This window comes from Corallococcus sp. CA041A (assembly GCF_003612075.1).
Taxonomy (GTDB): Bacteria; Myxococcota; Myxococcia; order Myxococcales; family Myxococcaceae; genus Corallococcus; species Corallococcus exiguus.
On the sequence record NZ_RAWF01000113.1, the window covers coordinates 17,623 to 30,023 of the forward strand.

A 12,401-nucleotide genomic window follows, 5' to 3' on the forward strand; every position below is an offset into this window, starting at 1 on the left:
TCCCCTTTCAAAGACTTTCGAGCGAACACCATGAGCGAACAGAACACCCTGCGCTGGGAACAGGACGCGGACGGCATCGTCGTCTTGACGATGGACGACCCCTCCCAGTCCGCCAACACCATGAACGCCGCCTACGTGAAGTCCATGCGCGCGGCGGTGGACCGGCTGGTGAAGGAGAAGGACAGCATCACCGGCGTCGTCATCACCTCCGCGAAGAAGACCTTCTTCGCGGGCGGCGACCTCAACGACCTGCGCAACGTCAAGAAGAGCGAAGCGAAGCAGGTCTTCGACCTGGGCCAGGAGATCAAGGCGCAGCTGCGCGCGCTGGAAACCCTGGGCAAGCCCGTGGTCGCGGCCATCAACGGCGCGGCGCTGGGCGGCGGGCTGGAGATCGCCCTCGCGTGTCACCACCGCATCCTCGCGGACGTGAAGGGCGCGGTGGTGGGCCTGCCGGAGGTGACGCTGGGCCTGCTGCCCGGCGGCGGCGGCGTGGTGCGCACGGTGCGCATGCTGGGCATCACGGACGCGCTGATGAAGGTGCTGCTCCAGGGCCAGCGCTACCGCCCGCAGGAGGCGAAGGAGCTGGGGCTGGTGCATGAGGTGGTGCCGTCCGTGGACGCGCTCCTGCCCGCGGCGAAGGCGTGGGTGAAGGCGAACCCGAAGGCGCAGCAGCCGTGGGACCAGAAGGGCTACAAGATTCCCGGCGGCACGCCTTCACACCCAGCGTTCGCGGCGAACCTGCCCGCCTTCCCCGCCAACCTGCGCAAGCAGCTCAAGGGCACGAACATGCCCGCGCCGCGCGCCATCATGGCGGTGGCGGTGGAGAGCACGCAGGTGGACGTGGACACCGCGTTCACCATCGAGTCGCGCTACTTCACGGAGCTCGTCGTCGGTCAGGTCGCGAAGAACATGATGCAGGCGTTCTTCTTCGACATGCAGCACATCAACTCCGGCGGCGGCCGTCCCAAGGGCTTCCCGCAGCACACCGCGAAGAAGGTGGGCGTGCTGGGCGCGGGCATGATGGGCGCGGGCATCGCCTACGTGTGCGCCAAGGCCGGCATCGACGTGGTGCTCAAGGACGTGACCCTGGCCGCCGCGGAGAAGGGCAAGGGCTACTCCGTCAAGCTGGTGGAGAAGGCCGTCTCCAAGGGCTCCGTCACGAAGGAGAAGGGCGACGCGCTGCTGGCGCGCATCACCCCCGCAGAGGACCCGGCCGCGCTCGCGGGCTGCGACCTGGTCATCGAAGCGGTGTTCGAGGACGTGAAGCTCAAGCACAAGGTCTTCCAGGAGATTCAAGGCGTGGTTGCGCCGGACGCGGTGCTGGGGTCCAACACCTCCACCCTGCCCATCAGCCTGCTCGCGGAGGGCGTGACGCGGCCGCCGGACTTCGTCGGCATGCACTTCTTCTCCCCCGTGGACAAGATGCCGCTGCTGGAGCTCATCGCCGGCAAGCAGACGAGTGACGCGACGCTGGCGAAGGCCATCGACATCGCGGTGCAGATTGGCAAGACGCCCATCGTCGTCAATGACAGCCGGGGCTTCTTCACCAGCCGCGTCATCGGCACGTTCCTCAACGAGGCCATCGCCATGGTGGGCGAGGGCATCGCGCCCGCGTCCATCGAGCAGGCGGGACTCCAGGCGGGCTACCCCGCCGCCCCGCTCCAGCTGGTGGACGAATTGACGCTGACGCTGCCCCGGAAGATCCGCCAGGAGACGAAGGCGGCCGTGGTGGCCGCGGGCCAGCCGTGGGTGGACCACGGCAGCTACGCGGTGATGGACGCGCTCATCGATCAACACGGGCGCAAGGGCCGCTCCACGGGCGGCGGGTTCTACGACTACGCGGACGGCAAGCGGACGAACCTCTGGCCGGGGCTGGCGCAGCACTACACGAAGCCCGGGCACACCATCCCCTTCGAGGACATGAAGGAGCGGATGCTCTTCGCGGAGGCCATCGACACGGTGCGCTGCTTCGACGAGGGCGTGCTGCGCTCGGCCGCGGACGCGAACGTGGGCTCCATCCTGGGCATCGGCTTCCCGCCGTGGACGGGCGGCGTGGTGCAGTACATCAACGGCTACGAAGGCCCCTCCGGCACGGGGCCTCGCGGCTTCGTCGTCCGCGCGCGCCAGCTGGCGGAGCGCTACGGGAAGCACTTCCTGCCGCCCGCGTCCCTGGTCGCCAAGGCTGAACGTGGAGAGCTGCTCGAGTAACCCCTTACCCACACAAGAGGTCGCCCCATGAGGAATCAGCGGGAGCATGACGTGAAGGCACTCGTTTCAAGGCAGCGCGCCTGTTTCGAAACCCGCGTCACGCTCCCGCTGAAATGGCGGCAGGAGCAGCTGCGGGCGCTCGAAGCGACGGCCCGCAGGCATGAGGAGGCCATCCTGGCCGCCCTCAAGGCAGACCTCTCGAAGAGCCCGGAGGAGGCCTACCTGACGGAGGTGGGCAGCATCTACGGGGAGCTGAAGACGGCCCTCAAGCACGTGAAGGCCTGGATGGAGCCCCGCAAGGGCTCCGCGCCGCTCGTCATCCAGCCGGCGCGGGCCTGGCAGTACGCGGAGCCCCTGGGTGTGACGCTCATCATCGCGCCCTGGAACTATCCCTATCAGCTGTCGCTGGCGCCGCTCATCGGGGCGCTCGCCGCGGGCTGCACCGCCGTGTTGAAGCCTGGTGAGCACGCGCCCGCGACCTCGCGCGTGCTCGCGAAGATGCTGGGCGAGGCGTTCCCGCCCGAGGTCGTCTCCGTCGTGGAGGGCGGCGTGGAGGAGAGCCGCGCGCTGCTCGACGAGCGGTGGGACCTCATCTTCTTCACCGGAGGCCCGCAGGTGGGCCGGACCGTCGCTGAAGCGGCGGCCCGGCACCTGACGCCCACCGTCCTGGAATTGGGCGGCAAGAGCCCCTGCATCGTCGACCGGAGCGCGGACCTGGAGGTCACCGCGCGCCGCATCGCCTGGGGCAAGTACGTCAACGCCGGGCAGACCTGCATCGCGCCGGACTACGTGCTCATCCCTTCCGACCTCCAGGAGCGCTTCACGGCGCTGGTCCAGAAGGCCGTGCGGAGCTTCTACGGCGACGACGCGAGCACGAGCGCCGACTACGGCCGCATCGTCAACGCCCGCCACTTCGAGCGCGTCAGCGCGCTCGCGTCCCATGGGAACATTGCCTTCGGTGGAGAGCGCGACGCAGCCAGCCGCTTCTTCGCCCCCACCGTCATCACCGACGCGCCGCTGACAAGCCCGCTGATGCAGGAGGAGATCTTCGGCCCCCTGCTCCCGCTGGTCGACTGCGCGAACGTCGACGACGCCATCCGCTTCGTGCGCGCCCGCCCGAAACCTCTCGCGCTCTACACCTTCGCGCGGGATGCCGCGGTGAACGAGCGCGTGCTCGCGGAGACGTCCAGCGGTGGCGCCGTCACCAACGACGTGTGCGTCCACTTCGCCGCGGAGGGGATGCCCTTCGGCGGCGTGGGCGAGTCTGGCCTGGGCGGCTACCACGGCCAGTCCAGCTTCGACGCCTTCAGCCACAAGAAGAGCGTGGTGAAGCGGCCGTTCATCCTGGACATGAAGCTGCGCTACCCGCCCTACACGGGGAAGCTGGACCTCTTCCGCCGCTTCCTGTGACGGGCCAGGGGGCGCGGACCCTTTCCGCGCCCCCTCCCCTCTGATTACAGCGTCTTCATGTATTCGATGAGGGCCCAGCGCTCCGGGTCGGTGAGCGACTGGGTGAAGTCATGCCCCTCGTTGCCCATGCCGTAGAAGTGGGTGTTGAAGATCATCCGGGAGCGGATCTGCTTCTGGGTGATGGGCGGCGGCGACTGGTAGGCGAGCGAGTTGTAGTTGGCGACCAGGTTCGCGATGTTCGCGAAGAGCACGTCAGCCGTCGCCATCTCCTCGCTGCACGGGATGAACGGGTCGTTGGACGGGGAGTTGGCGCAGGGCAGCGACGACACCTTCCACCCCAGCTTCCCGAAGTCATAGGACGCGTAGCTCGCGTCGTAGCCCGCGTTGGTCCCCAGGATGTTGGCGGAGGTCTGCAGGCGCTTCCACACCGACGGCCGGTCCGCCGGCTTCAGCACGTCCCAGAGGGTGGGCACGCTGCCGTTGTGGAAGAACGGCGCGGAGGCCCACGCGCCATAGAGCGGCGGCGCGATGTAGCCAAACGGGCTGATCCACTCGTTGGGCCCCAGGGGTGAATAGACGGGGCCCAGACCGTTGTCATACGCGCTGCGCGGCACGCGCCGCAGGGCGCTGGTGATGATGTCGTCGTAGAAGGGGCCGTGGTTGGGGGCCTCGTCGTTGTAGGCCAGGAAGGACGAGTTCCAGGCCTTGCGCTTGCGGATGTCCGCCATCAGGTCCTTGCGCGCGGGGTCCGTGCGGATGGTCTCAATGGGCGTAATCACGCCCGCCACGCCCTTGAGGCGCGGGTCGGGCAGGTACGCAGGGTCCGCGGCATGGCGCGGCGAATAGACGCCGTGGCAGGACGCGCAGGAGCCGTTGCCCGGCGCCTTGGGGATGTTGGCGTTGGCGCCGTTGGCCCACAGGTCCCGCTCGTGGAAGAGCACCGCGCCCTGCTCGGCGAGCGCGGTGTTGACCGTCTTCGGGTACGTGGGGGGTGACATCGAGATGAAGAAGTTGTCGTTGTCCTCGAACTCGACGGTCATCGCCCGGCGCTGCGCGGGCGTGCGCCCCAGGTTCGCGATGCTGAAGGCCATCTCCGAGCGGACGTTGTCGGACGTGAGGGCGCCATCCCAGAACTGCCGCGTCTTGAAGGCGCGGTGCCACCAGCTGGGCGCGCGCGACTGGCCGCCCGCGTGGGAGGGGAAGTATTCGAGCAGGCTGGGCGCCAGCGCGAGCGAGTCCATGTCGAAGAGCGCGGGCAGCAGGTCCACGATTCCGATGGCGTCACTGGTGCCGCGGCCCACGCTCCAGGGCACGGGCGCCAGTTGCAGCACGGTGCCCACGCCCGTCGAGCGGAAGAAGTCGGATTGGATCAACCCCGCGTCCAGCGCGTCGTTCGTGCGCCCCCACACGAAGCCGGCCTCCTGTTCGGTCCCCAACCGCGAGTCGTGGCACCCCGAGCAGCTGGAGCTGATGGCGCCCGTATAGCGCCCGTTCGAGTCCTTCTCCTGCACGAGCCCCAGGGGGAGCTGGCCGCTGCCGCCGTTGGTGAGGTTGGGGTTCTCCCACGGCAGCGGATAGGGATTGCGGAACGGCGCCTTCGCCATGCCGTAACGCTTGATGACCTGCTCGTCGAAGTCCGAAGGGCGGATGAGGAAGCCCCAGAGCAGGTAGAGGTTGTAGTAGGCGAGCGAGGTGGTGAACGGCTGGAAGTAGGCGCGCGTTTCAATGTTGTTGCGCCCCCGGGCCACGCTCGCGCGGAACTCACCGCACGTCGTGGGATTGGGCGGCAGCGTGGAGACGAACGGCGCCGGGGGATTGTGCAGATCCACCCAGTACGCGTTGAACTGGACCGCCGCCCCCGGCTTGTTGACGCCCGGCACCACCAGCGTGCGCGGATCCACCGGCAACGGCGTTGAGTCCGGCTTCCCATTGCAGGCCGCCACGAATGGCGACCGCACCGCCGTGGTCTCCAGCAGCGGTAAGGGAGCCGCGGCAGCCGCGGCACTGACCAGGAAGAGGACCAGCGAACTCGGACACGCCCACGTACGGCTCCATCGCAGTCTCATACACGGCCTCCGCGCCTATTGGCAGTTTGACAACAAGGAACCTTGTAGGCCCCGGATTCCGGGGTCTCAATACGCAGCGCGTTAGCGTGTCTGGGAAAAACAAAGGGCCCGGAACGGTTGGTTCCGGGCCCTCGAGTGTTCACGTGTGTTGACGCTGGAGACTTGGGTCAGAGCACGCCCGGAGACGCCTTGGCCTGCGTCTTGGCGAAGATTTCGCGCAGGCGGGTGGCGACCTTGGGCATCACGTCCTCGAAGGCGAGCTCGGTGGACTGCCGCAGGGCCTCCTGCCCCGCGGACGCCCCACCCAACCACGCCGAGGCCGCCTTGCTCTTCTGGGACTCGCCCTCGATCAGGTCACTCACCTGGATGGCGTCCTGGGTCCCCCGGGAGCGCACCGTCAGCTTCAACTGCGACACGAAGCCACCGCCGTTGACGTCGAAGTACTGGATCTCCGGGACGATGAGCACGTCCGCGTCGCCCATGTCATCAGGGCTGGACGCCTCCTGGACGGACTGGAAGACGGTGCCCATCATCTGCGGGAAGCTGCGCGTGAGCCCTTCGCCAATGGTGATGTTCCAGGTGTGCCCGGCGCCCAGGACGAAGTAGCTGTCCGAGTCGATGCGCGCCTTCTGCTCGGGGGAGATGAAGTAGCGCGCGCGAAGCGCCAGCGGCGTCCCCGCGTTGGACATGGGCGCGGGGCTCGGCCGCACCTGGTGGGTACAGCCGACGAACGCGAGCAGCGCGAACAAAGGCAGAACGAGGTTTCTGGGCATGGCGACTTCATAGCCCACCCCTCCCTCTCAACCCAATCCCAGGCAGGAATGACCCACCGCGGTGAGTAGGAATGAAGTCCCAACCATTGACCCAAGGCTGGGAAAACCCGTTTGATTCATCAATGCTCAATCAAACCCCGGAGTACCAGTCCTGTATCCAGAGTTCCGAACGGGTGTCCTGGCGTCTGGATGAGCTGTTGCCCAAGGACACCGTGCTCGACTTCAGCCACCGGTTCCTTTCGGATGCGCTGACCGGCACGGAAGACATTCCCTTCCTGAGCGCGGAGGAGCGGCTGATGTTGAACCACATCCGCTCCAACAGCTACGCGCACCTGTTCCTGTTCCTGGAGGAGTACGCCGTCGCCCTGGCCGCCCAGCGCGCCGGCCTGGAGCTTCACGGGAACGCGACGCACATGCGGGCGCTGCTGCGCTTCACCGAGGAGGAGCTGAAGCACCAGCAGCTCTTCGCGCGCTTCACCGGCGCGTTCGCGAAGGGCTTCAAGGTCGCCCCTGCCCTGCTCGACAACCAGGTGGAGGTGGCCCGGGCCATCATGGCGAAGTCGAACCTGGGCGTGCTGATCTTCAACCTGCACATGGAGCTGATGACGCAGCAGCACTACCAGGAGACGGTTCGCGGAAACAAAGACGAGACGCTGGATCCGCTGTTCTGCAACCTGCTCAAGCACCACTGGCTGGAAGAGGCGCAGCACACCCGGCTGGACTTCCTGGAGGCCCAGAAGATCCTCGCTCAGGCGCCCGAAGCCCTGGACGCGGCCCTGACTGAATACTCGGAGCTGCTCCAGGCCTTGCGCGGCACCCTGAACGCGCAGCTCGCGCTGGACCTCCAGACGCTGGAGAAGGCGGTGGGGCGCACGTTCACGCCCACCGAACGCCAGCAGTTGTCCGAGTCCCAGGAGCGTTCGTATGTCTGGGGTTTCATCGGGATGGGAATGAAGGCCCCCCTCTTCCTCTCCCGCCTGCGCGCGCTCTCTCCCCTCGCGGAGCAGCGCGTGCTGGAGCTGGCCCCGACGTACTACTGCGCCTGAGCCGGCTTTGAAGCTCAGCCGCGGCGACCGCGAGCGCCTGGGCCTGCTGCTGGCCCAGGGGTGAGGACTCCCGCGGAGGTAGCCTGGAGCCGGCAGCGCGCCTCGGCGGCCCGCGCCTGCACGGCGTCCTCGTGCTGTCCCAGCGACAGCATGAGCGACGCGGCCCGCGCGTAATGCTCCGCCGCCAGTTCGGGCGGCAGGACCTGTTCATCGGAGCGAGCGGACGCCAGCAGGTGAGGCAGTGCCCGCTCCGTCCGTCCAGCTCCGAGCCAGTGATGCGCCAGGAGGATGGAAGGGGCGCCGTCCGCCTCGAACACCGTGGCGAGCCGGGCGTGCAGCACGCGCTCCTCGCCGGGGCCCATTCCAGCCAGGACCGCCTCCATCACCAGGTCGTGGCTGAAGCGCTCGCCCATCAGCACCTGGGCCGCCTCCAGCTCCGCGAGCGCCTCATGCGCCTCCGCATGCATCACCTGGAGTCCCCCGGCCACGAGCGAGGTCCGGAAGAAGGCCCCCGCCAGCGCCGCGAGCCGCGCGCACTGGAGCGCCAGCGGGGACAGCCCCTCCAGGCGCCGCTGGATGAGGGGGCCCACGCGCCCTGGAGGCGGCAGCCGTTGGGGCCATTCACGGTGCAACGAGTCCGTCTCCAGCAGGTGCTTCAGCGTCTCCACGACGTACAGGGGATTGCCGCCCGTGTAGCGGGCCAGGGCATCCAGGTGCGCCTCCGCGCCCGGCAGTCCCATGCCCGCCACCATGCGCTTCACGTCCTCGTCCGTCAGCGCGTCCACCTCCACGACGCGCGCCAATCCCGCCTCGACGAGCCCTGCCACGTGCATCCGCGTCTCGGGCGACAATTCTCCCCGGCGATAGCAGTCGATGAAGCGCAGGCTGCGTGCGCCTGGAGGGGCCGTGTCGGCCAGCCGGGAGAGCGCGAAGGTGAAGGCCCTGGCGCTGGCCGCGTCCCAGTACTGCACGTCGTCCGCGACGCTGATGTCCTCGTACTCGTGGAGCAGTTGGAGCGCAGCCACGATGGCGTCGTAGAAGCGCAGCGTGCCGGCCTCGGAGGCCAGGGGCGGCAGCAGCCGCGCATCTCCCAGCTCCGGGAGGATGCGCGACAGCTCGGTGCGCACCCAGTCCGGCAGCTTCACGTCCGGCCAGCGCCGCAGCTGTGTGCGGAAGGCGCGCGCCTGGGAGGCGAACGGCACGTCCCGGTCTCCCGCTCGCGCCTCGATGCGTCCCCAGCGGCCCTGCGTGGCCGCGAACTCCTCCGCGAGCCGCGTCTTGCCGCTACCGGGCTCACCGGAGATGAACAGCAACTGGCCCGCCTCCCAGCCGGCTTCCAGCTGCCGCCACGCCGCGTCCCGGCCCACCAGCACCGGAGGACGCAGCACTGAAAGAGGCAGCGAAGGCCGAGCGCCCGGAAGGGAGCGTGAGCGCGGCGGGGACTGCTCCACCTCCCGCACCAGCGCGAGCGTCTCCGGCATGGGGGTGACGCCCAGCTCCCGGTCCAGCACGTCGCGCAGGTGTTCGAAGGTCGCGAGCGCTGCTCCCCGGTCACCCTGCAGGTAGTGCAGCCGGATGAGGTGGCGGCCGGCCTGCTCGGATTCGGGCTCCTGCCGCGCCCACGCCTGCGCGAGCCCCAGGGCGGCGGTCCAATCGCCCGCGGCGGTGAGCTGGGCGATGCGGGCCTCGCGCGCCTCGCGAACCCATCCCTCGATGCCCGCGCGGGCGCCGTCCAGCCAGCGCGCGAGCTCCGGACAGTCATCGAAGTCGAAGCCCGCCAGCAACGTGTTGCCTTCGGCGTCCACACACGCCAGGGCCTCCGCATGGGCACGGGCCTCCGCGGCGGCCTTGAGGCTCGCGGCGTCCACGGACGCGGGCGAGACCAATGCCAGCCGTTCGGCGTCGCCCTCCACCAGGGGCGCATCCTCCGTGGCGACTCGCAGTCGGCGCAGCAACTGCCGCAGGTTGCTTCGCACGGTCGTGGGCGGCGAATCCGGCCACAGGAGGGACGCGAGCGCGAACTTGGGCGAGGGGCCCTGCAATGCCAGCCACGCCAGCAGCGCCGCGGTGCGCCGCTCCAACCTCACGCGTTGACCGTCAGGGCCGCACAGCTGCGCCAGCCCCAGGACCCGCACCCGCCATTCCCTGCCATCCACCGGAAGTCTCCCCAGGCCTCGCGCCGTCATGCGAAGCGCGCACCTTACTCAACCAGGCGAGGAAGCAAGCCGTCGATGGCCTCTCGTGTCTGCCCATGGCGCCGCCCTTCGGCATCCGAGCCTGGGAGCGCTGGTGGGCCCGGGTGACGGGACAGCCGGGAGGCTGGAGCCGCACACGGCCCGTGCGCATCCATTCCCCATGCTGGCACTTCGACAGTGTGGACTCGGCTGGCTGGCGTTGTCCGCGGCCTGGCCGGTGTTCGCGGCCGAGCCCGCGGTGTGGGGCGAAGGGATGATGGTGAAGGTCCGTCCCGACAACACCGCGCCAGGAAGCAGCACCGAGGTACGACTCACCGCCGCGCGCAATGAGTTCGTCTCCTTCCAGGTGGCGTTGCACGGCGGTGACCGGGGCCTGAGGGGCGTGCGCGCCCGCCTGCCCGCGCTGGAGGGGCCCGCGACGCTGACGGGACCGGACGTGACGCTGTACCGGCAGGCGTACATCACCACGAAGCAGGGCTCCGAGCCCGGGCAGCCGGTGGGGCGCTGGCCGGACGGGCTGGTGCCAGACACGGACGAAATCGCCAGGGAGCAACGCAATGCCTTCCCCTTCGACGTGCCCGCGCGCGAGGCGCGAGCCGTCTGGGTGGACGTGCACGTGCCCGGGGACGCGCCCCCCGGCGACTACACGGGCACGGTGACGGTGGAGGCGGAAGGCGGCTTCCAGCGGCAGGTGACCGCGAGGCTGACGGTGGTGGAAGCGGTGATGCCGAGCACTTCCTCACTGGCCTCGGCGTTTTCGCTGTCGCCGGCCCAGGTGTGCCTCGCGCATCTGGGCCGGGCGGACTGCTCGCACGAGGAGCTGCAACCGTTCCTCGTGCGCTACCAGCAGATGGCGCTGGAGCACCGCATCACGCAGCCCCGGCTCTACCTGCGCGGGTCCGGGCCCAAGGCATGGAGCGATTTCGACGCGACGTGGGGGCCCAGCCTGGATGGCACCGCGCCCACGCGGCTGTCCGGCGCGCGGATGACGAGCCTGGAATACACAGGGCCCCTCACCGCTGGCGGCCTGTCGGCCTTCACCGGGCACATGCGCGAGCGCGGCTGGCTGGACCGGGCCTTCGCGCTGATCGGCGACGAGCCGCCCATCTGGATCAGCTACGAGCAGGTGCAAGCCGCCGGAACGCTGGTGCGGCAGGCCGCGCCGGGCCTTCGCACCATGCTGACGACGAACGCCAGCCAACTGAAGCCCACCGGCCTGGTGCCCCTGGTGGACATCATGGTGCCGATGGTGAACCACCTGGAGGGCACGGATCCAGGCTTCGTGGGAAACCAGACCGCGACGTACGTGGAGTTCCTCTCGCGGCCTGGAACGGAGTTGTGGATGTATCAAAGCTGCGCGATCCACGGCTGCGCGCCCAGCGTCTCCGTGCCGCAGAACCAGCCGGGGGCGGGTTGGCCGTCGTACATGGTGGACCGCCCCTCGACGAAGGCCCGCGCGATGGAGTGGCTGTCCTTCCTCTTCGGCTGCAAGGGCGAGCTGTACTACGAGACCGCGGGCATGCTCCCCACGGCGTGGACGGACCAGTACCACTTCGATGGCAACGGGGACGGGACGCTGTTCTACCCGGGCACGCCCGCGATCATCGGCGGACGGACGGACGTGCCGGTGGCCTCCCTGCGCCTGAAGCTCATCCGTCAGGGCATGCAGGACTATGAATGGCTCAAGGCGGTGAGCGACGCGGGCGACCCGGCCTTCGCGCACCAGGTGGCGCGAGAGCTCATTCCCAACGCATGGCAGGTACCGGATGACGGCGCCGCGTTCGATGGCGCGCGGCTGCGGCTCATCCAGCGCTACGGGGAGCTGACCTTGGGCAACCCATCCGCCCCGCGCATGGGCGGGGCGCCTGTCTCCATGCCCTTGGAGCCGCAGGTTCCAGGCGGTCCAGGGGAGCCGGGCGGGCAAGGCAACGCGGGCGGCTGCGGCGCGGCCCCTGGCGTCTCCGTGGCGGGAGTCCTGCTATGGGCGGCCTGGGCGCTGGGCAGGACACGCCGGGCGCGAGGACGCCAGCCCACTCACGGCGTCTCGGACAGATGAAGCCCCGCCTTCACCAATTCAGCCCTGATGGCGCGGGATTCCCGGGCCCGCGTCACGAGGAAGTCCCCGTGCATGTCCCGTTGCTCCCGGATGCGGACCCCGCCCGAGAGGAGGGCCTGAAGGACCTTCACGGACCTGGCCTCCGTGCAGAAGTCCCCTGCGCGCAGGGCCTGGGCATACAGATAGGTGCCCGGCTCCTCCGCGATCGCGCCACGGGACATCTTGCGCAGCAGCAGGGAGACGACCTCCGCGCTACAGCCGTTCGCGGCCACCGTGAGGGGAGAGCCGCCGAAGTGTTTGACGTCCACGCGCGCGCCGGCATCCAGCAACAGCTTCATCATCGTGGGGTCGCCCTTGTCTTCACGAAGCCGATCCGCCGCATCCAGCAGCGGAACGGGGTTGCTGAACTTCGTCCCATTCGGGTCCGCCCCCGCCTTCAGCAGGAGCCGCACGACCTCCACGTGCCCATTCCTCGCGGCCAGTTGCAACGAGGAGTTCAGATCATCCGGGCGGCTGTCGGGGGTCTGGATCCGATCCTGAGCGAGGGATGAGCTGACAGGCCATCGAGCGGCCGTGAGCCTGCGCATCGGCACGATGGAAGGCGTCTGGTGGGTTACCTCGATGGAGGTGGCAAGATGCCGAAGGTG

8 protein-coding genes are annotated in these 12,401 nt (G+C 69.0%); 4 read left to right on the plus strand and 4 right to left on the minus strand.

From position 1 onward, the window contains the following. The first annotated feature begins 30 nt into the window (after positions 1-30). Together D7V77_RS20905 and D7V77_RS20910 are read left to right on the plus strand one after the other, a co-directional pair. Positions 31-2,208, plus strand: coding sequence for a 3-hydroxyacyl-CoA dehydrogenase NAD-binding domain-containing protein (locus D7V77_RS20905; protein WP_120578056.1), 2,178 nt, complete (start codon positions 31-33; stop codon positions 2,206-2,208). A gap of 27 nt (positions 2,209-2,235) precedes the next feature. Beyond that, positions 2,236-3,618 carry an aldehyde dehydrogenase family protein gene (locus D7V77_RS20910; protein ID WP_120578057.1) on the plus strand — a complete coding sequence of 461 codons (1,383 nt, stop codon included), beginning with the start codon at positions 2,236-2,238 and terminating at the stop codon, positions 3,616-3,618. A 44-nt stretch (positions 3,619-3,662) separates the two neighbouring features. Here D7V77_RS20910 and D7V77_RS20915 read toward each other — a convergent pair whose 3' ends face one another. After that, a complete protein-coding gene (locus tag D7V77_RS20915; RefSeq protein ID WP_304485875.1) occupies positions 3,663-5,576 on the minus strand; it encodes a hypothetical protein in 1,914 nt (637 codons plus the stop codon). A 275-nt stretch (positions 5,577-5,851) separates the two neighbouring features. Next, complete coding sequence (locus tag D7V77_RS20920) at positions 5,852-6,457, minus strand: hypothetical protein (protein ID WP_126933015.1); 606 nt, start codon at positions 6,455-6,457, stop codon at positions 5,852-5,854. A 122-nt stretch (positions 6,458-6,579) separates the two neighbouring features. Between D7V77_RS20920 and D7V77_RS20925 the strand changes: the two genes are divergently transcribed. Next, entirely contained in the window at positions 6,580-7,503 is a 924-nt protein-coding gene (locus D7V77_RS20925) for a hypothetical protein (RefSeq protein ID WP_120578060.1), read from the plus strand. A gap of 14 nt (positions 7,504-7,517) precedes the next feature. Here D7V77_RS20925 and D7V77_RS20930 read toward each other — a convergent pair whose 3' ends face one another. Next, positions 7,518-9,689: a BTAD domain-containing putative transcriptional regulator gene (locus D7V77_RS20930; RefSeq protein WP_199733814.1), complete on the minus strand. Its 2,172-nt coding sequence runs from the start codon at positions 9,687-9,689 to the stop codon at positions 7,518-7,520. Positions 9,690-9,858: 169 nt separating this feature from the next. On the opposite strand from D7V77_RS20930, the gene D7V77_RS20935 reads away from it, so the two are divergent. Further along, positions 9,859-11,754, plus strand: coding sequence for a DUF4091 domain-containing protein (locus D7V77_RS20935; RefSeq protein ID WP_120578062.1), 1,896 nt, complete (start codon positions 9,859-9,861; stop codon positions 11,752-11,754). Here the strand turns inward: D7V77_RS20935 and D7V77_RS20940 are convergent. After that, positions 11,733-12,401: ankyrin repeat domain-containing protein (locus D7V77_RS20940; protein ID WP_147452116.1), on the minus strand; the 669-nt coding region annotated here is incomplete at its 5' end. The two genes, D7V77_RS20935 and D7V77_RS20940, sit on opposite strands and share 22 nt — an antisense overlap.

What these genes read in the sequence shown, in the direction of transcription:
- D7V77_RS20920 (WP_126933015.1), bottom strand. Translation starts at nt 6,457, where the DNA reads ATGCCCAGAAACCTCGTTCTGCCTTTGTTCGCGCTGCTCGCGTTCGTC.
- D7V77_RS20905 (WP_120578056.1), top strand. Translation starts at nt 31, where the DNA reads ATGAGCGAACAGAACACCCTGCGCTGGGAACAGGACGCGGACGGCATC.
- D7V77_RS20935 (WP_120578062.1), top strand. Translation starts at nt 9,859, where the DNA reads ATGCTGGCACTTCGACAGTGTGGACTCGGCTGGCTGGCGTTGTCCGCG.
- D7V77_RS20925 (WP_120578060.1), top strand. Translation starts at nt 6,580, where the DNA reads ATGCTCAATCAAACCCCGGAGTACCAGTCCTGTATCCAGAGTTCCGAA.
- D7V77_RS20930 (WP_199733814.1), bottom strand. Translation starts at nt 9,689, where the DNA reads ATGACGGCGCGAGGCCTGGGGAGACTTCCGGTGGATGGCAGGGAATGG.
- D7V77_RS20910 (WP_120578057.1), top strand. Translation starts at nt 2,236, where the DNA reads ATGAGGAATCAGCGGGAGCATGACGTGAAGGCACTCGTTTCAAGGCAG.